The organism is Geobacter sp. PheSNFMC, from assembly GCF_059620965.1.
The window spans coordinates 1-18289 of the sequence record NZ_JCAMRN010000089.1; the positions used below are offsets into that span (position 1 = coordinate 1).

The 18289-nt window shown below is 62.1% G+C and carries 21 protein-coding genes and 1 tRNA gene; 13 read left to right on the top strand and 9 right to left on the bottom strand.

What is annotated here, in order from left to right; genetic code table 11:
* Nucleotides 1-883: C40 family peptidase (locus tag AC6CDK_RS16270; RefSeq protein WP_496639917.1), on the bottom strand; the 883-nt coding region annotated here is incomplete at its 3' end.
* A gap of 108 nt (nucleotides 884-991) precedes the next feature.
* Nucleotides 992-2404 (bottom strand): diadenylate cyclase CdaA, encoded by a 1413-nt coding sequence (cdaA, locus tag AC6CDK_RS16275; protein ID WP_039646118.1) that lies wholly within the window; start codon nucleotides 2402-2404, stop codon nucleotides 992-994.
* A 168-nt stretch (nucleotides 2405-2572) separates the two neighbouring features.
* Between cdaA and ubiE the strand changes: the two genes are divergently transcribed.
* From ubiE to galU, 9 genes are all read left to right on the top strand, one after another.
* On the top strand, nucleotides 2573-3289 hold the full coding sequence (gene ubiE / locus AC6CDK_RS16280) for a bifunctional demethylmenaquinone methyltransferase/2-methoxy-6-polyprenyl-1,4-benzoquinol methylase UbiE (protein ID WP_039646120.1): 717 nt from the start codon (nucleotides 2573-2575) through the stop codon (nucleotides 3287-3289).
* Between the two features lie 75 nt (nucleotides 3290-3364).
* Nucleotides 3365-3679: a YggT family protein gene (locus AC6CDK_RS16285; RefSeq protein WP_039646122.1), complete on the top strand. Its 315-nt coding sequence runs from the start codon at nucleotides 3365-3367 to the stop codon at nucleotides 3677-3679.
* Complete coding sequence (locus tag AC6CDK_RS16290; protein ID WP_010941529.1) at nucleotides 3679-4128, top strand: DivIVA domain-containing protein; 450 nt, start codon at nucleotides 3679-3681, stop codon at nucleotides 4126-4128. Before AC6CDK_RS16285 ends, AC6CDK_RS16290 begins: the two co-directional genes overlap by 1 nt.
* Nucleotides 4121-4438, top strand: a complete 318-nt coding sequence (locus tag AC6CDK_RS16295) for a DUF167 domain-containing protein (protein ID WP_039646125.1) — start codon at nucleotides 4121-4123, stop codon at nucleotides 4436-4438. Before AC6CDK_RS16290 ends, AC6CDK_RS16295 begins: the two co-directional genes overlap by 8 nt.
* A 103-nt stretch (nucleotides 4439-4541) precedes the next feature.
* Complete coding sequence (locus AC6CDK_RS16300) at nucleotides 4542-4793, top strand: FmdB family zinc ribbon protein (RefSeq protein WP_039646127.1); 252 nt, start codon at nucleotides 4542-4544, stop codon at nucleotides 4791-4793.
* 156 nt (nucleotides 4794-4949) lie between these two features.
* A complete protein-coding gene (gene folD / locus AC6CDK_RS16305; RefSeq protein WP_039646130.1) occupies nucleotides 4950-5807 on the top strand; it encodes a bifunctional methylenetetrahydrofolate dehydrogenase/methenyltetrahydrofolate cyclohydrolase FolD in 858 nt (285 codons plus the stop codon).
* Nucleotides 5808-5831: 24 nt separating this feature from the next.
* Entirely contained in the window at nucleotides 5832-6479 is a 648-nt protein-coding gene (locus tag AC6CDK_RS16310; RefSeq protein ID WP_039646132.1) for a methylenetetrahydrofolate reductase C-terminal domain-containing protein, read from the top strand.
* Entirely contained in the window at nucleotides 6476-7381 is a 906-nt protein-coding gene (locus tag AC6CDK_RS16315; RefSeq protein ID WP_039646133.1) for a methylenetetrahydrofolate reductase, read from the top strand. The genes AC6CDK_RS16310 and AC6CDK_RS16315 overlap by 4 nt, the downstream gene beginning before the upstream one ends.
* A 13-nt stretch (nucleotides 7382-7394) precedes the next feature.
* Nucleotides 7395-8264 carry a UTP--glucose-1-phosphate uridylyltransferase GalU gene (galU, locus tag AC6CDK_RS16320; RefSeq protein ID WP_039646135.1) on the top strand — a complete coding sequence of 290 codons (870 nt, stop codon included), beginning with the start codon at nucleotides 7395-7397 and terminating at the stop codon, nucleotides 8262-8264.
* 37 nt (nucleotides 8265-8301) lie between these two features.
* Here the strand turns inward: galU and AC6CDK_RS16325 are convergent, their stop codons facing one another.
* Together AC6CDK_RS16325 and AC6CDK_RS16330 are read right to left on the bottom strand one after the other, a co-directional pair.
* Nucleotides 8302-9180, bottom strand: coding sequence for an energy transducer TonB (locus tag AC6CDK_RS16325; RefSeq protein ID WP_039646137.1), 879 nt, complete (start codon nucleotides 9178-9180; stop codon nucleotides 8302-8304).
* A gap of 137 nt (nucleotides 9181-9317) precedes the next feature.
* Nucleotides 9318-9896, bottom strand: a complete 579-nt coding sequence (locus AC6CDK_RS16330) for a TMEM165/GDT1 family protein (protein WP_066357792.1) — start codon at nucleotides 9894-9896, stop codon at nucleotides 9318-9320.
* Nucleotides 9897-10254: 358 nt separating this feature from the next.
* Here AC6CDK_RS16330 and htpX point away from each other — a divergent pair, with 358 nt between their 5' ends.
* Nucleotides 10255-11115 carry a zinc metalloprotease HtpX gene (gene htpX, locus AC6CDK_RS16335; protein WP_192905113.1) on the top strand — a complete coding sequence of 287 codons (861 nt, stop codon included), beginning with the start codon at nucleotides 10255-10257 and terminating at the stop codon, nucleotides 11113-11115.
* 86 nt (nucleotides 11116-11201) lie between these two features.
* Nucleotides 11202-12137: a TerC family protein gene (locus AC6CDK_RS16340; protein WP_039646144.1), complete on the top strand. Its 936-nt coding sequence runs from the start codon at nucleotides 11202-11204 to the stop codon at nucleotides 12135-12137.
* A gap of 13 nt (nucleotides 12138-12150) precedes the next feature.
* Here the strand turns inward: AC6CDK_RS16340 and AC6CDK_RS16345 are convergent, their stop codons facing one another.
* Nucleotides 12151-13242 carry an AI-2E family transporter gene (locus tag AC6CDK_RS16345; RefSeq protein WP_039646146.1) on the bottom strand — a complete coding sequence of 364 codons (1092 nt, stop codon included), beginning with the start codon at nucleotides 13240-13242 and terminating at the stop codon, nucleotides 12151-12153.
* A 2-nt stretch (nucleotides 13243-13244) separates the two neighbouring features.
* Complete coding sequence (locus AC6CDK_RS16350) at nucleotides 13245-14579, bottom strand: hemolysin family protein (protein WP_039646148.1); 1335 nt, start codon at nucleotides 14577-14579, stop codon at nucleotides 13245-13247.
* A gap of 174 nt (nucleotides 14580-14753) precedes the next feature.
* On the opposite strand from AC6CDK_RS16350, the gene AC6CDK_RS16355 reads away from it, so the two are divergent.
* The gene (locus tag AC6CDK_RS16355) at nucleotides 14754-15191 is read left to right on the top strand and encodes a hypothetical protein (RefSeq protein ID WP_039646150.1); all 438 of its coding nucleotides are present in this window, start codon (nucleotides 14754-14756) and stop codon (nucleotides 15189-15191) included.
* A 4-nt stretch (nucleotides 15192-15195) separates the two neighbouring features.
* On the opposite strand, the gene AC6CDK_RS16360 is transcribed toward AC6CDK_RS16355, so the two are convergent.
* Nucleotides 15196-15921, bottom strand: coding sequence for a rhomboid family intramembrane serine protease (locus AC6CDK_RS16360; protein ID WP_066357793.1), 726 nt, complete (start codon nucleotides 15919-15921; stop codon nucleotides 15196-15198).
* Nucleotides 15922-15939: 18 nt separating this feature from the next.
* Nucleotides 15940-16746: a DsbC family protein gene (locus AC6CDK_RS16365; protein ID WP_039646153.1), complete on the bottom strand. Its 807-nt coding sequence runs from the start codon at nucleotides 16744-16746 to the stop codon at nucleotides 15940-15942.
* A 184-nt stretch (nucleotides 16747-16930) separates the two neighbouring features.
* On the opposite strand from AC6CDK_RS16365, the gene AC6CDK_RS16370 reads away from it, so the two are divergent.
* A tRNA-Sec gene (locus tag AC6CDK_RS16370) sits at nucleotides 16931-17028 on the top strand.
* A 260-nt stretch (nucleotides 17029-17288) separates the two neighbouring features.
* Here the strand turns inward: AC6CDK_RS16370 and ric are convergent.
* The gene (gene ric / locus AC6CDK_RS16375; protein ID WP_039646155.1) at nucleotides 17289-18038 is read right to left on the bottom strand and encodes an iron-sulfur cluster repair di-iron protein; all 750 of its coding nucleotides are present in this window, start codon (nucleotides 18036-18038) and stop codon (nucleotides 17289-17291) included.
* Nucleotides 18039-18289: the final 251 nt, after the last annotated feature.

Below are 18289 nucleotides of genomic sequence, written 5' to 3' on the forward strand. Positions count from 1 at the left end.
AGTAGGGGGTATCGATCGAGGAAATGACCACCCGCCGGTCCCGGGAGGAGGCGTGAATCATCTTGTTGTTGCCGAGGTAGATGCCCACATGGGAAGGAAAACGAGCATAGGTGTGGAAGAAAAGAAGGTCGCCCTTCTGGAGGTCTCCGGTGGCTACCGGGTTGCCCACATGGAACTGCTCGCGGGCGGTGCGGGGGAGGGTCACGTCGAGCTCGCGGAAGACGTGCTGGACAAAGCTTGAGCAGTCGAGCCCCTTGCGGGTGGTGCCGCCGAAGCGATAACGAGTGCCGATGAAACTGTAGGCGGTCTTTTTCAACTCGGTGACGCCGTCGCCGCCGAGGGTTACCCCCTTGGTGAAATCGGCCTGGGAGTCTTCGCCGTTCTCGCCCACGAGTTCCGCGAGGCTGCGCTCGTATTCGCTTTCATTGTAGATGTCGAGGCTCTTGAGAGGCTTCTTGAGGGCAAGCTTCCTGGCCGGCTGCCCCTCGTCGACAACGGTCCGAAGCGCCAAAACCTGGCCGGCCTTGATTCCGTTCTTGCCAAGGCTGTTCAACCGGCGCAGATCATCCACGGATACGCCGGTCTTGCGGGCGATCCGGATCAGAGTGTCGCCCTTGCGCACCTTGTACGTCGCGACCTCGGCCGCGGGCTCCGACGCGGCTGCCTCGGAACGGGGAGGAACGACCAGAATGGTGCCTGGTTTTACGCGAGTATTGGCAAGGTTGTTGGCTGCTTTGAGATCGGCGACGCGGACGTGATACTTGCGGGCTATGGAAGAGAGGGTTTCGTTCTTTTTTACTTTATGGCTTTTGGCGGCAAGCGCCAAGGAGGGTAAGGCCAAGAGGATGAGGACGAAGGTGGTAAGTCGCAATCGTATACTCATGTATCCCCCTTCCTTTTTGTTTTATTAAACACCGTGTGATAGGTCGCATTTTGTAACAAACCGTCACACCAATGTCAAACTTTTTCCTTTAAAGGCACGGCACATCAACTACTTACCGGAAGTAACCACTGTCACCCGGACCGGTTCATCACGCAACACCCTGATCTGGGGCGACGGCGAGACGACCCGCCGCTCCACGACTCCGCCCCGGCGCAGGGCGGAAAGATCCACGGTTTCCGTGGGCAGGGATTCGAGCCCTTCCAGGAGATGGCCGGGGCCCTCCACCATCACCGCATCGGGGTCCACCGTCACGCCCCTGACCTTTGCCCTGCCCGGGAGTTGTCCCGCAAGCTTCGGCCGCACCCGGAGCTGCTTACGCTCCTTGCCCGCAATGGTCACCTTCACCACCGGTGGATTGATGCCGGTCACGACCACTCCCAGGGGCAGATTCAGATCATCATCCTTGACCGCGAGGCTGTTGACCCCATCGTGTACGGCCGCCAGGTTCAGGTCGGCCACCAGGTCAAGCTGTTTGGGCGAAGGGATGAGGCTGGTGAAGACCTTGAGCTGGACCTCCACCGACTCGGGAACGCTCTTCACAAGAACCGAACTGGAGGGGAGGTTGTGAAACTTGATCGGCACGGTGACCGTAAAAATCCCGCCCTCCTTGGTGGTCACCACCAGCCAACCGGCAATAACAATGAGCGTGATGACCATTTTCGGCACCAGGTTGCGGAGGAGACGCTGGCGCAGGGTAAAAGCAACGTTTTCAGGGCGTTGGGGATAGAGCAGCCCCCGGACCACCTCGGCAAACTCCTCCGGAGAGGCGATCTTCCGATATTCTCCTGCAAGCGCCATGCCTACTTCGCCCCGCTCTTCCGACACGATGATGACCACGGCGTCCGACCGTTCGCTGAGCCCGATGCCGGCCCGGTGGCGGGTGCCGAAGTTCTGGGGGAGCTCTGTCTTCATGGAGAGCGGCAGGTGGCACGACGCCTGGCTCACCCGGCCGTCCTTGATGATCACGGCGCCGTCGTGCAGGGGGGTGCCGTTCCGGAAGATGCTGCCCAGGAGGTGGCTGCTCGGAAGGCCGTCGACCTTCACCCCGTGCAGGAGGTAGTCGTCCAGGGCCTCCTGGCGCTGGAGGACGATGAGGGCGCCGGTCCTCTCCCGCGCCAGGCCGAAGACGGTACGGCCCAGTTCCGCCAGGTCGAGCTCGCCCCCCCCCTCCTGCCGGCCGATAAAGGTCCGCAGCAGGCTGAAGCGGTACAGGGCCTGGCGGATTTCCGACTGGAACACGACGATAATCAGGACGAAGAGGACCGTGCCGAGCTCCTGGAGAATCCAGCTCGTCATGAACAGTCCCAGGTTGCGGGTGACGAAATAGACCCCGGCCAGGATCCCGAGCCCGATCAGGACCTGCATGGCGCGGGTGTGCCTGAACCAACTATAGAGCCGGTAGGCCAGGAAGCTCATGATGATGATGTCGGCAATATCCTGCCAGCGGATCAGATGAAACACGCGGCTGCCCCGTTTATCCCGGAAAAGGTTAAGCCCCGCCCATGCGCCGCCCCTCGAAAGTACTGGCAAGGACGGGCCGTTTTGTGCTACAAACGACAGGCTTTGTTCAGAACGTGCGAAGAATTTGGATTTATATCACTTCTTTGGTGGCAAGGACAGAAAAATATCATGTACCGGCTTACGGAAAAAGGCGAGCGCATCCGCGACATGTTCAGCGACATCGCCCCCCGCTACGACTTTCTCAACCGGCTCCTGAGCTTCGGCGTGGACCGGCGCTGGCGTCGAAACGCCGTCAAATGCATACGGTGGAGCGAGGGGGGGCGCGTGCTCGACGTGGCCACCGGCACCGGCGACGTGGCCCTGGAGATCGCCCGGCAGACGCCGCCGTCGGTCGCCATCGTTGGCGTCGACTTTTCCGAGGGGATGGTGACCCTGGGACGCCACAAGGTGGCCGGCTCCCACTACGCGGGCCGGATCACCATGGAAATCGCCCCCTGCGAGGCAATCCCCTTCCCTGATGACACCTTCGACTCGGTGACCATCGCCTTCGGCATCCGCAATGTGGTGGACCGCCGCCAGGGGCTCTCCGAGATGCTGCGGGTCCTCAAGCCGGGCGGCCGGGCGGTCATCCTCGAATTTTCCACCCCCCGCTCGCGGCTCTTCAAAAGCATCTACTCGTTCTATTTCCTCCGGGTCCTTCCCGTAATCGGCGGACTGTTCTCGCAGTTCAGCGCCTACAAGTACCTGCCCGATTCGGTGCTGGAGTTCCCGAGCCAGGAGGAGTTCAAGGCGCTCATGGCCTCGGTCGGCTTCCGCGATACTGCCCACCGGAACCAGACCTTCGGCATAGCCACCATCTACACGGGCGAAAAAGGGCTGAAATAGCGTAGTTTCTTGACATCGCGCCCCGGATTCCGGTATAACAACGGCCGTTGTCATTTCTCCCCAAGGGGCTCCCCCATGTTCGTGGTCGCCAATTTTCTGCTCGCCATCGCAAAGATCGCCGACATTCTCCTGACGATCTACCTCTACATCATCATTGCCCGGGCCATCATCTCCTGGGTGAACCCCGATCCCTACAATCCGATCGTGAACTTCCTCTACCGCAGCACCGAGCCGGTCCTCTCACGGGTCCGGCGGATCCTTCCGGACCTGGGGGGCCTCGACCTCTCCCCCATCCTGGTGCTGGTGGCCATCTACTTTATTCAGAGCTTCGTGATCAGGACCATCTACGACTTCGCCTTCCGGATGAAGCTCGGCGCAGGGGCCATGTAATGAAAATAACCCCCCTCGACATCCAGCAGCAGCAGTTCAAGGGCAAGATGCTCGGCGGCATCGACCCGGAGGATGTGGATTCGTTTCTTCAGTTGGTGGCCCAGGAGATGGAGGGGCTCATCAGGGAAAACACCGATCTGCGCGAGCAGTGCCGGAAAGCGGCCGCCGACGCCGAACAGACGGCGCGCCAGGAGCGCGAGCTGCGCGAGGCCATGCTCGCGGCCCAGAAGATCACCGAGGAGATGAAGGCCAACGCCCAGAAGGAGGCGTCGCTCATCGTCTCCGAGGCGGAGGTGAAGGCGGAGAAGATCCTCGTGGACGCCGAGCGCAGGCTCGGGCAGCTCAACGAGCAGCTCCAGGATCTCCGTCGCCAGAAGCTCCAGTTCGAAAGCGCCTTCAAGGCCCTGCTCGATACCCACTACAAAATGATCTCCCTTGAGGATGCCTGACACCCCTTCCCCTGCACCGCGGATTACCGAATCCGCCGACGGCGTCACCTTTTCGGTCCACGTGCAGCCCCGGGCGTCCCGCAACGAAGTCTGCGGCGTCCAGGGGGAAGCAATCAAGCTGCGGCTCACCTCGCCACCGGTGGAGGGTGAGGCGAACCGCCTCTGCGTCGAATTCCTCGCCAAGCGGCTCGGCGTGCCCAAGTCCTGCGTCGCCATCATAGCCGGCGAAAAGTCCCGCCACAAAACCATCAGGGTTTCCGGCTCCGACGCAGCCGCCGTGCGGGCCCTGCTCGAAGGCGGCCGCCGGTAGGCCGCAGCATCTAAGCGCGGCGTCGGAAACGCTCCCGCGGGGTTGACAAACCGAGGGGGGGATACTTATAGTGAATCGTAACGATTTTTCAGGAGGTTGTCCCATGCCACTCTATGAATACCGCTGCGACGCGTGCGACAAGCAGTTCGAGCTGCGTCAGAAATTTTCCGATGCCCCGGCCACCGAGTGCCCCACTTGCGGGGGCCCGGTGCGCAAGCTCATTTCCCAGAGCGGATTCGCCCTCAAAGGAGGCGGCTGGTACGCCCAGGGCTACAACTCCGGCGGTTCCGGCACATCCGATGCGCCTGCCTGCCCCTCGGGGGGCTCGTGCGCAGGATGCCCCTCCGCGGTATAGGACCGCGCCAACCAGATCCCCCGGCCCTGCCGGGGGATTTTTTTATCCAGCAGGGCGGGGAATCTGACTTTACAACACGGTCACCTTTCCGTATCATTCTGTGGCTGTTCTCACCATTCTCCCCTACCGGGACGCACATCCAGAAGGAGCCCACCCATGGCCACGATCATCGACGGAAAAGCCATTGCCGAAAAGATCCGGGCGGACCTCGCCGCCCAGGTGAAAGAACTGCAGTCCAGGGGAATAACCCCCGGCCTCGCCACGGTCCTGGTGGGCAGCGACCCCGCCAGCGAAGTCTACGTCCGGATGAAGGGCGATGCCTGCAACAAGCTCGGGATGCACTCGGTGAAGATCACGCGCCCCGCGGAAACGACCGAGGAGGAGCTCCTCGCGCTCATCAACGAGCTCAATAACGATCCGGCGATCCACGGCATCCTCGTGCAGCTCCCCCTTCCGCCGCAGATCAACGCGGATCGTGTCCTGGAGGCCATCTCCCCCGCCAAGGATGTGGACGGTTTCCATCCTTACAACGTGGGGCGCTTGGTGACCGGCAAGCCGACCTTCCAGCCCTGCACCCCCTACGGCGTCATGGTGATGCTGCAGGAGGCGGGAGTCGACCTGGCCGGCAAGGAGGTCGTGGTGGTGGGACGCTCCAATATCGTGGGCAAGCCGGTTGCCCTCATGTGCCTCCAGCGCAACGCCACCGTCACCATTTGCCACTCGAAGACCCGCGACCTCCCCGGCCGGGTCAGGGCCGCCGACGTGGTCATCGCCGCCGTCGGGGTGCCCGAGATGATCAAAGGGGACTGGATCAGGGAAGGCGCGGTTGTCATCGACGTGGGCGTCAACCGGGTGGGGGAAAAGAAACTGGTGGGAGACGTGGAATTCGCCGCGGCAGCCGAGCGGGCTTCGGCTATCACGCCGGTCCCCGGCGGGGTGGGCCCCATGACCATCACCATGCTTCTGCACAATACCCTTGAGGCCGCGAAAATGGCGGGTTCCGGAAAGGGCTAGCCGGGTCCCGACACCGGAATCGCGATGATAGTCAGCAGGCAGAAACCCTTCACCGATATCCTGGCCGCCCTGGACGGCGTCTCCCGGGTCTTCGTGATCGGCTGCGCCAAGTGCGCCACCGTCTGCAAGGCCGGCGGCGAGGAACAGGTCTGGCAGATGCAGGAGCGCCTCACCGAGGCGGGCCGGGAGGTGACCGGCTCCATCGTCATCGATGAGGCGTGCCACTTGCTGCGGGTCCAGCGGGACCTCCGGGCCAAGGGTGAAATGGTCCGCAGCGCCGAAGCGCTCCTGGTGCTCGCCTGTGGCGCCGGGGTCCAGTCGGTTTCCGCGGGCACGGACAAGCGGACCGTGGCGGGCCTCGACACCCTGTTCCTCGGCAATATCCGCCGATTCGGCCAGTTCGAGCAGCGCTGCTCCCTGTGCGGGGCCTGCCGCCTGAACGAGACCGCCGGCATCTGCCCCGTGACGCTCTGCCCCAAGGGCATCCTCAACGGCCCCTGCGGGGGGATGGACGAAGGGCGCTGCGAGGTGAACCCTAACGCCGAGTGCGCTTGGCACCAGATATTCACCCGCCTCCAGGGTCAGGCGGAAGCGGGCCCCCTGGCCGACACCACTCCCCCTGCCGACTTCTCCGCCAGCCGCCGGCCCGCGGACCTGAAACTCGACACATGACCGCTACGTCATCCGCACTCAGCGCCGGCCTCGCCGCGGGCCGCTTCATCGTCACCACGGAGGTCTGCCCGCCCAAGGGGAGCGATTGTACCGAATTCCTCCGCAAGGCCCGGGCCCTGCGCCCGGTCGTCGATGCCGTGAACGTCACCGACAACCAGGGGGCCAACATGCGAATTTCCCCCCTGGCTCCGGCGGCGCTGCTGGTGCGGGAAGGGATCGAGCCCATCCTTCAGCTCACCTGCCGCGACCGCAACCGGATGGCGCTCCAGAGCGAACTGCTGGCCGCCTCCGCCCTGGGGATCACCAACGTGCTGGCGCTCACCGGCGACTTCATCACCTTCGGCGATCACCGGGAGGCCAAGCCGGTGTTCGACCTGGATTCGGTCCAGCTCCTGCGGATCATTGCCGGGCTCAACACAGGGCGGGACCTCTCGGGCTCGACCCTCACCGGCGCCACATCGTTCTTTGCCGGCGCCGCGGCGGCCCCCGAAGCGGAACCCTTCGCCCTCACCCTCCCCAAGCTGGCAAAGAAAGCGGCTGCCGGAGCCCGCTTCATCCAGACCCAGGCGGTCTTCTCCCCGGAACGGTTCGCCCGGTTCGCCGATGCGGCGCATCCCCTGGGCATGAAGGTCATCGCGGGCATCCTGTTGCTGAAGTCACCCGGCATGGCCCGTTACGTGACGGAGCGGGTGCCGGGCCTCAAGGTCCCCCCCGAGCTTGTTGCGGAGCTGGAGAGTGCCGGCGACCCGCTGGCCGCCGGGATCGAGATAGCCCGGAGGACCGTGGCGGCGGTCAGGCCCTTCTGCGATGGAGTCCACATCATGGCCATGGGGCGGGAGGACCTGGTCCCCGCCATCGTTGACGGCATGGAGCGGGGCAATTCGGAACAGACTACGATCTGAAAGGAGTCGGATCATGCAGGTAAAAAAAGCGATATTTCCGGTGGCGGGGCTCGGTACCCGGTTTCTTCCGGCAACCAAATCATCTCCCAAGGAGATGCTTCCCCTGATCGACAAGCCGCTGGTCCAGTACGTGGTGGAGGAGGCGGTTGCCTCGGGCATCGAGCAACTCCTCTTCGTGACCGGCCGGAGCAAACGGGCCATCGAGGACCACTTCGACATCTCCTTCGAGCTGGAAGCGCTGCTCCAGGAAAAGGGGAAGGACGACATGCTCCAGGAGGTGCGGGAGATCGCCGACATGGTGAAGATCTTCTACGTCCGGCAGAAGCAGGCCCTGGGGCTCGGCCACGCCATCCTCTGCGCCAGGGAATTCGTGGGCGACGAGCCCTTCGCGGTCCTGCTGGGGGACGACATCATCGACGCGGAACAACCCTGCCTGGGCCAACTCCTGGATGTCTACCGCAAATACCGGGGCCCGGTCGTGGCCCTGGAAAAGGTGCCCCTCGAGTCCATCTCATCCTACGGCTGCGTGAAGGCAACGGGGATCACCGACCGGGTCTTCGAGGTGACCGACCTGGTGGAAAAGCCCCCCCGCGAGGAGGCCCCCTCGGACATGGCCATCATCGGCCGCTACGTCCTCACCCCCGACATTTTTCCCGTTCTGGAGCGCCAGACCCCGGGCAAGGGTGGTGAAATCCAGCTCACCGACGCCCTGCTCACCCTGTCGCGGGAAGAGGCCATTTACGGCTGCCTGTTCGAGGGGAAGCGCCACGACTGCGGCGACAAGCTCGGCTTCCTGAAGGCCACGGTGGACATGGCCCTCAAACGGGAGGAGTTCAACGGGGAGTTCCGGGACTATCTGCGGGAAGTGCTGGCCAGGGGCTGAAAACAGGGATAAGGGGTGCGGACGGGCTGCGCCGGCGTCAGCGGAGCGAACGGCTGGCGCCGCGCACGATGCCGTACTGGAAAAACGCGACCAGGTGGAAGTGCTCCTTGGCGTAGCCGCGGGGAAAGGCGCCCACCGTGCCCCCCCTCTTGATGGTAGAGAGGGTCCGCCCCACCTCGTCGTCGAGGATGCGGCTCCCCGAACTCTGCAAAATTTCGTACTTTTCTATCTCTCCCGAGCGATTGAAGGTGATCTTCACCGGCACAACCCCCTCAATGCCCAACCGCGCCGCATCGGCCGGATAGCGCCAGACGCCGTAGACGGCATTCTCGAAGCGGCGCAGGAACGAGCCGAACTGGATGTCGTCGGTGTCGAGAAACTTGGTGTCCCCCTCCGCCACATCGTCACTGAACCTTTTCCTGTAGTTTTCCTCGATCTTTGCCAGCCGCTCCGCGCTCGGCATGAGCTGGGCCATGTCCGGCAGGTTCTCTCCCCTGGTCCGCGGCTTCAGGATGCCACCCCCGCCCCGCGGGGGTTCCCGCACGGGGATATCGCCGGGCGCCGGCTCCCGGGCCGCCGGCTCGCGCTGTGCCGGGGCATAGGGCTGGGGAGCCATTCGCGGCCGCTGCTGCGAGGGGAGCGAAGCGATCCGGTCCCGGTCCATATCGCCGCGAGGGGCCATTTCCCGGGGGACGCGGTGCCGTTCTTCGGCAAAGCGCCGGGCCTCCTTCCTGTCGGTCGCCGGCGGCTGGGAGGACAGGTCGGGGATGTCTTCCAGGTCGATCATGATCGGCTCCTGGCGGACCATCTGCCCCTGCTGCGGAAATGCGAGAAAAAAGGCGAACACGCCCGCATGAAGGAGAAGCGAAAGGACCAGAAGGTATAGAAACGATTTTTCGACGTAGTTGTCGGACATCGGGCTCTCGGGGAGGGGAATCCGGATCACGGGAACGGCGACTGGGCAGGGGCTGCCGGAGCGGCCCGCGAATCACCCTGCCGTCATCCGCTCAAACAGGGACAATTGTACGGGGCCGCCCCGAAAAATGCAATCGCTCAAGGCCCGGTGAAGGTCTGGTAGAGGATGGCGAGGCCGAAAACGAGAAAGAGCACCCCTGCCACCCGGTGAATCGTGCCGAGGGGGATGACCCGCATGAGCTGCTTGCCGATGAAGATGCCCAGGAGCGATACTCCCCAGAGGGCCAGGGTCGAGCCGGCAAACACCGACAGGGGCGATTCGTACTGGGCTGCCAGGCTGGTGGTGACGAGCTGGGTCTTGTCGCCCAGCTCGGCCAGCAGGATCATCAGAAAAGCCGTGAGCACCGGTCCCCTGGCCGAGGCGGGGCCTTTTTCGCCGTCCCCGTCGCCGTCGCCCCCCCGGAGGGTAGAGATGCCGAAGAAGAGGAAGAGACCGCCGGAGACAAGCTTGATCCAGAAAATGGGAAGCACGGCAAAGAGGAACTTGCCCAGAGCCACGGCACCCACGTTGAGAACCGCGAACGCCAGGGCGATGCCGATGAAAGTCTTCTTCCAGGGGTAGCGGGTGGCCAGGGCCATGGCGGTAAGCTGGGTCTTGTCGCCCAGTTCGGCTAGGAAGATAATGCCGAAGGTCGTGATAAAAACGGCTGCGTCCACGGAAGGCGTTCCTTTCAGATGCAATGGCCGAAAGCGACGGGGATGGTACAGCATGTACCGGTGATATGCAAGGACTGGAATGTGCTGCCACGAAAACCCTTGACATCGCTGGGGCGGCTGATTATCATTTTCCTTGTTAAAGGGGAGTAGCAATCGGCGCGATCCATCCATATGCGCCGACCCACGGCTCGTCATCACGGTGGCAACACCCGGGCCCGGGGCTTCGTGAAACATTGATCCCGATGTTGAGCGTTACAGCATGCAAGACCTTTATCCAAGGCTCAGTCGCGCCGCGGGTAAAGGTCTTTTTTGTTTGCCCCGGCCATAACGCATAACCAACCGGAGGTACCAACACATGATGAACCGACTCAAGACCACCCTGCTCCTGACCCTGCTCACCCTTCTCATGGTGGCCATGGGAAGCGCCATCGGCGGCAAGACCGGCATGGTCTTCGCCTTCTTCATGGCCTGTGCCATGAACTTCTTTTCCTACTGGTTCTCGGACAAGATCGTCCTTTCCATGTACGGGGCAAAGGAGATCACCGAGACCGAAAACCCGGCCTTCTACGGCATGGTGCGCCGGCTGTCCGTCCAGGCAGGCCTGCCCATGCCGCGGGTCTACATCATTCCCAGCGACAGTCCCAATGCCTTCGCCACCGGCCGCAACCCCAACCACGCGGCCGTGGCCGCCACCCAGGGTATCCTGCGCATCCTCTCCCCCGAGGAGCTCGAAGGGGTCATGGCCCATGAACTGGCCCACGTGAAAAACCGCGACATCCTGGTGTCCACCATTGCGGCGACCTTTGCCGGCGCCATCTCCATGCTCGGCAACATGCTCCAGTGGGCGGCCATATTCGGCGGCGGCCGGAGCGACGACGAGGAAGGGGCCGGCGGCATGATCGGCGGCCTGGCCATGGCGATCATCGCCCCCATCGCCGCCATGCTGATCCAGATGGCGGTATCCCGCTCCCGCGAGTACCTGGCGGACGAGTCGGGCGCGCGCATCTGCGGCAACCCCCAGTCCCTGGCCAATGCCCTGCGCAAACTCCAGATGGCATCCCAGATGGTCCCGATGCAGCAGGCGTCGCCGGCTTCAGCTCACCTCTTCATCGTCAACCCGCTCAGCGGCGGATCGCTGTTCAAGCTCTTCTCCACCCACCCCCCCATGGAAGAGCGGATCGCCCGGCTCGAAGCCATGGCGTACAGCAGAAACTTCTAGCTCCCCTTGCAGCGGCGGGGCGGCAGGAGCGCTACCCGGCATCCTTCCGCCCCCCTATCCAATCATAGATCCCGGAGTTACCCTGAATGGAAATCACTACGATGATGTGGGTCGGCTTTGCCGTCATTATGCTGGTTGTTTTCGCCCTCGACCTGGGGGTGTTCAATCGCAAGAGCCATGAGATCAAGTTCCGCGAAGCCCTGACCTGGACCCTGGTCTGGGTTTCGCTGGCACTGTCGTTCAACGCCTGGATCTACTTCGAGATGGGTCCCACAAAGGCGATGGAGTTCTTCACCGGCTATCTCATCGAACAGTCCCTGTCGGTGGACAACCTCTTCGTCTTCATCATGATCTTTTCCTACTTCCACATCACCAAGGTCCACCAGCCCAAGATCCTCAAGTGGGGTATCATCGGCGCACTGGTATTGCGGGCGATCTTCATCCTGGCAGGCATAGGGCTGATCGAGCGGTTCCACTGGATGATCTACGTGTTCGGCGGGATTCTGGTGGTGACGGGATTCAAGATGGCCTTCGGCGGAGAGGAACAGATCGAGCCGGAAAAAAATCCCATGGTGCGGCTCGTGCGCAAGCTGGTGCCGATCACGAAACGGATTCGCGACGACCGTTTTTTCGTCAAGAAAGGGGGAGTACGGGCGGCCACGCCGCTGTTCCTGGCCCTGGTCATGGTGGAATCGAGCGACCTGATCTTTGCCGTTGATTCCATCCCGGCAGTACTGGCGGTGAGCCGTGACCCCTTTATCGTCTATACCTCCAACGTGTTCGCCATCATGGGACTCCGCTCCCTCTACTACCTGCTGGCCAACGTGATGGAGATGTTCGTCTACCTGAAGCTGGGCGTGTCCGTGATCCTCGCCTACGTGGGGGTAAAGATGCTGCTGGTGGACATTTACCACATCCCCATCATCTTTTCCCTGGGAACCATCGTGGGGGTTCTGGCAATCTCGATCATCACCTCGGTCACCATCGGCAACCGGAGAGCCCGCGCCGCCCAGCGCGTGTGACGAAACCGTTCCCCTACCCCTCCTCCGGGCGGGGCCCGGCGTTAGCGTCGGACCCCGCCATTTCCTTCTGATACATATCGAAGAGCGCCAGGAACAGGGCAAGCACGAGGGGCCCGATAACGGCCCCCAGCAGTCCGAAGGAGGCAAGCCCTCCCAGGCCGCCGATGGCAATGACGAGCACCGGCAGCTTGGCTTTGCCGCTGATGAAAAAGGGACGGATCACGTTGTCGATGGAGCTTACCACGGCAAAGCCCCAGATCATGAGCCCGACCCCCCGAGCGACTTCCCCGTTGAGCAGCAGATAGATGGCGGCAGGCAGCCAGATGAGGGCCGTCCCCACCATCGGGATCAGGGCGCAGACCGCCATCATGGCGCCGAAGAGGACCGGCGAGGGGATGCCGGCAACCAACAGGCCGATGCCGCCCAGGGCGCCCTGCACCAGGCAGGTGAGAAAAACGCCGAACATGACCGCCGTGAGCACCCGGCGGACGGTGTCGGTAAGTTCGGCCTTGTGCTGCTCGGGAAGGGGAATGATCGCAAGGACCCGGCGCTGGACCCGTTCGCCGTCGAGATAAATGAAGAACAGGGCGATCACCATCAGGATGATCTTGAGGATGAAGAGAAAGGCGTTCTTGACCGCTTCCTTGGAGTAGCCGAGAACCTTGGCCGCCACCTCCTTTACCTCGGGGAGGAAGGTGGTGTCGATCTCAAGGCTGAGGGGGCCGGTGTAGGCCTCGATCCGCGTAATCCAGGGGTGTATCAGGTGGTGGGCCCGAATCTTGGCCAGCACCGCCTCTCCCCCGTCGGCGGCGACTCGCTCCAGAAACTGGTAGGCAAGGGTTGCCTCCTGGACGACGAAGAACGTAAGACCGATCACGGGAACCACGAGGGTGATGACCACCGCGGGGGTCATTACTCCCGCGGCCAGCAGCTCCCTGCCGCCGACCACGGCCCGGAGCTTCCGATAGAGGGGAAAGGTGAGCACGCCGATGACCGCGGCCCATCCCAATGGTGCCAGAAACGGCGCCACAATGGCATAGACCAGGTACAGCACGAGGGTGACGGTAAGGAACCCGAGCAGCGCCAAAAAGTGTCCCCGGTCCATGCCTACTCCTGCTCCGCTCTGTGCTGCCCGTCCCCTGCCTGGGACGGCAGATTTTCCACGATGCGCACCTTGACGATCGCCGTCCGCTTGACCTCCTCGCAGATGAGGCTGAAGCGGTCCCACTCCACCGTCTCGCCCCGCTCGGGGAAGCGTCCCAACTGGTCGAGAATGAGGCCGGCAAGAGTGTCATAGGGAACATCCTCTGCCAGCTTGATCTTGAGCAGGTCTGCCAGGTCGCCGATCGACATGAGGGCGTCCACCAGCAGACTGCCGTCCGGCAGCCGCTGCACGGTGCCTGGCTCGCCGATGTCGTGCTCGTCCTCGATCTCGCCCACCAACTCCTCCAGCAGGTCCTCCGTGGTGACCAGCCCGCTGATGCCGCCATACTCGTCGACCACCAGCGCCATGTGAATCCTGAGCCGCTGCATCTCCTTGAGGAGCTCGTTGACCTTTTTCCCCTCCGGCACATAGAAGGGAGGGCGGACGATCGACTCCAGGGAAAACTCCGGATCGGTCACGGTCCTCCCCAGCAGGTCCTTGCCGTGAATGAAGCCGATGACGTTTTCGATGCTCCCGCGGTAGACCGGATAGCGCGAATACATGTTGTCCAGCGCCTTCCGGACCAGTTCCTTCCGGGGGCGCGCCAGATCGAGCGCCACCATGCGGGTGCGGGGCACCATCACCTCGCGGACGCAGGTGTGGGTGAAATCGAAGATGTTCCTGATGTACTCCTGCTCTGTGGCGCTGAACACTCCTGCCTCGTGCCCCTCGGCAACGATGTGCTGGACCTCCTCGCGGGTGACGAACGCCTGGCTCCCCTCGGCCTTGATCCCCATCATGGCGAGCACCGCCTTGTTGGAGATGGTGAGAAAACTGACCACCACCCCGGCGGCCTTTGCCAGGAAATTGATCGGCTTGGCCACGCGGAGCGCCATCTGGTCCGCATACTGGAGGCCCATGGTCTTGGGGACCAGTTCACCGAAGATGAGGGAAAGATACGAGATGAGCGCCACAGCCAAGCCGATGGCCAGAGGCTCTGCCGCCTGGCGGATGAAGTCGACGGGAACCGCCTGCAGCAGCGGCTTGACCGACTGCACCGCAGCAGCGCCGCCCACGGCGGAGGCGAGAGAGCCCACCACCGTCACCCCCACCTGAACCGTGGCCAGAAAGCGGTGGGGATCATTCTGCAGTCGTTCCACAATCTGGGCGCGGGAATCGCCGGCTTCGACCAGTTGGGCAATTCTCCCCTTGCGGGCGGAAATGATGGCAAGCTCCGAGCCGGCAAAAAATCCGTTGCCGAGAATAAGGACAAGGATGACCAATAACTCTTCAATCATGGATGTTGGAACGTACCTCCCGGGCATGGAAAGAATTCATGCACTGCATCACATTCAGCAGTTGAATGGTAGCACAATTTTGGCATAGTAACATCATGGCCCGCCAAAGAAGCCGAAAAACCGTCTCGACGCCGGCACCACTCCAAGGCGCAGCAGCCATTCGAAGGAGGTCCCATGCACGCGAGACATCTTGTGCCCGCCCTGATGCTGCTCCTGACTGCAGCGTGCGCTCAAACGACCGGTTCGTTGCGTCCGGCCGATACCTACCCGAACAAATATGAATTCTTCGACTTTGCCTTTTACTGGAAGACCACTGTCGGCGCCAATGGCACGACCATCGACGGCGTGGCCGAGAACAGAACCTACTACTACATCCACGATCTGGAACTGGCTGCCACCCTGCTGGACGACGGGGGAACCCCCATCGGGGCGGGGACGTTCCTTTTCTTCCCCAACCAGTTCGCCATCGGCGAACGTGCCGCTTTCTCCATACCGGTGCGTGCCGCCATGGCGACCAAGCCCAAGACCATACGGTTTTTCTACCGGTACTACCTGTCGGAAGAGCGCATGAGCGGCACCGCCCGGTTCCACACTTTCTACGGATCTCCGTGAACGGTTACCCGCGCCGGTAGGGTCCGCCCCTCCGGCGCACCGCCCCGGAAAGCCAGAGCCCCACGATCCCTGCCACAAACCCGCCGATATGGGCGAAGTAGGCCACGCCGCCCCGCAACTCCCCCCCGCCGAGCCAGTTGGCGTTCAGGAACTGGATGAGCACCCACCAGCCGATGATGATGAATGCCGGCACTTCGATGAAGGTGAAAAAGAAGATGATCGGCACCAGCGTCAGTATCCGCGCATGGGGGAACAGGAGCAGGTAGGCCCCCATGACGCCCGCCACGGCGCCGCTGGCCCCCACCATCGGCATGCCGGAGCCGGGCGCGCTCGCCACCTGGGCCAGGGCCGCCACGGTGCCGCAGCCCAGATAGAACACCACGAAGCGGAACCGCCCAAGCACGTCTTCCACGTTGTTGCCGAAAATCCAGAGGTAGAGCATGTTTGAGCCGATGTGGAGCCAGTTGCCGTGGAGGAACATGGAGGTGATGATGGTGGGCCAGGCCAGGAGGGGATGGGAGGTGAGCTCGGCGGGAACCAGCGAGTAGTCCGCCGAAAGCCCTCCAACGAACTGCCGCGTTCGAACCAACCCCCGGGCCGTCTCCACGAGCAGCGGCTCGTAGTGCCCGGCGTACCGGTCGAACAGGAACGCGGCACAATTGAGAATGATGAGCGCGACGCTCACCACTGGCAAGCGTCGCGTCGGGTTGTAGTCCTTGAGCGGGATCACGGAAGTGCGGGGCCTCCGCTATTTCTTCTGCCCCTCGTCCTCGCACTTGACGGGGGCACCGGGAGCCATCCCCTCGGCGGTCTTGCACGTGCCGATCACCTTCTCGATGAGCTGGGTATTGGCGCCGCTCACATAGGTTCCCTGCACCCAGAAGGTGGGGGTGGAGTTCACGCCCAGCTTGGCCACGATCGCCATATGGGCGGCAAGCAGCCCCTTGTCGTCCCGGGGAGCGTCGAGCACCTCGCGTTTATTGTCCAATTCGCCCGAATAGACCTCCCACAACGCAAGCTCCTTGTTCTCTGCTGCCAGGATGTAGCGGATCTTTTTCTCGGCATCGGGGTGCATGGCAAGGGGGAGGAAGAACACGTAGCGGGTCACGTCCGGCCTGCGCCCCCAGTATTCGTGCATCTTGCGGCAGTAGGGACAATCGGGGTCGGTAATCTCGATGACCTCGTACTTGCCGGTGCCCACCTTCACCGCCTTCTCCTTGTCGGCGGCGGTGATGAGCTTGTAGCGCTCCGCCACCAGGCGACTGCTCGCCTCTGCCGTCAGGTTCTTGCCTTCCCTGGTGAAGAGATTGCCGATAAAGACATGGCCGGTTTTCGGATGGATATAGATGACGTTGCCGTCGGTAATTACCTCGTAGAGGCCGTCGATGGCGGTTTTGTTCACGCCCGACAAGGGCAGCGTGGGAAAAAGCGCCTTGATCATCGATTCGGGGCTTTCCTCCTTGGCCGCCTCCTTCGGGGAAGCGAGGGCAGAGCCGGCTGCCAGCACGGCAAACAGCACTCCGACCAGACAGGAGTTGATCAGTCGTTTCGTCATGATACCTCCGTGGTAAAACGTTTCGCCTAATGGTCCAGTGATACCATTTAATACAAGTTTCATCAAGTTACATATCCGCGACCCCCCGACACGACTGAACGGGAACCGACCGAAAATAGATGTTGTTTTATCCCCGAAAATATTCTATTTTACGCATGTCTTTCCCGTTTCGCCCTCCTGTCACGGAGGCACGTCGGTCGCTGGTGGGCCGCCCGGTCTTCAAAACCGGTGTGGGGGTTGAGAAAACTCCCAGGTGGGTTCGATTCCCATGTGCCTCCGCCAATTATTTCAAGTAGTTAGACAATTACGACTTGCCTCCTCACCTCACGTAAGCATGTTTGACGCAGATTTTGACGCAGATGGTCGCCAGCTACGGCCATGCCATCATCGAGGGAGTCACCACGTGCCCGCGTTCTCCTTTTAAGCGAGCCTGCATCCAGCAACAGATGTGAGCATGCCGCAGTGTCGGCAGGTTTATGCCGAATTCCGCCCCAGGCCGTCCCAGAACGGCAAGCCCGACAGGCACCCAACCCGTCACACCCTCATGCCAGCGGGGGAACCAGATATCTTTCTGCTTTCAGAAAAAGGATATTGTTTTCGAGGTGCACATGCTTATGGAGGTCGTCCTCGAATTCCTTCAGTTTTTTGTATGTGACCGCGTAGGTGTTACAGGCGTCGCCGGGGACCGCAAAATCTTTGGCAAGGCGGCGGATGGCATGAACCATATCGCCCACCTCTTCGTGCTCTCGGCGCAATTTCGCCAAATTCCCTCTCATTGCGTCGACATCCTGTTGCTCCAGCTTCTTCCCTGCCGCTCTTGCCGAGTCAGCCCGTTTCAGTGCCGGGAAAAGGATTTCTTCCTCCTCGCGCAAGTGGGCTGTCAGATCGGCTGCAACCCCGTCGAACATGGCGGCGATCTCGGTCAGCTCGGGATGCCGAGAGCCATGGACCTCGGCAATCTTGTGGGCATGGGAGACAATCTGCCCGACATTCTCTTTGATGTACCCATGGTGAACAGTGACGATATAGTCTGCCAAGAACGGAAGTTCCCACGCCGCAAAGTTCTCGCTCCGCGCGACCGGCTCAGCCTTCGCAGCCTCGATCTCCTGCAAGATCAGGGTTGGATCGACTCCCTTTTGCCGGCAGGCGGTAGAAAGCGCGACATTTCCACCGCAGCAGAAATCAATCCCGTATTTCTCGAAAACTCCCGCGGTCCGGTAGTCCTCGGCAACAAAATCGCCGATGGTTTTGCCCACTGCTTCTTCCTCTCGTGAATTCTTCGGCTCGTTCATGTTTTCCCCTTTCGGACGGGTAGAAATACACCTAACGTTATCACGTTCCCCTGCACGTTCAAGTCCCTGCCAGAAACGCTTCAGTTCAGGCCTGGAGAATGCCGCCGGCCAATGGCCGCTATCAACTGGAATTAACGCGTCAATCATCTGCCTGAGTTGCATTCTTTTGGAAGTGTAGTACCCTTGGTGCTACTCGCAGCACCCAAATTCAGGCTTGTCACGTGTCCAAGAGGCGCCGAACGCGTTCGGCG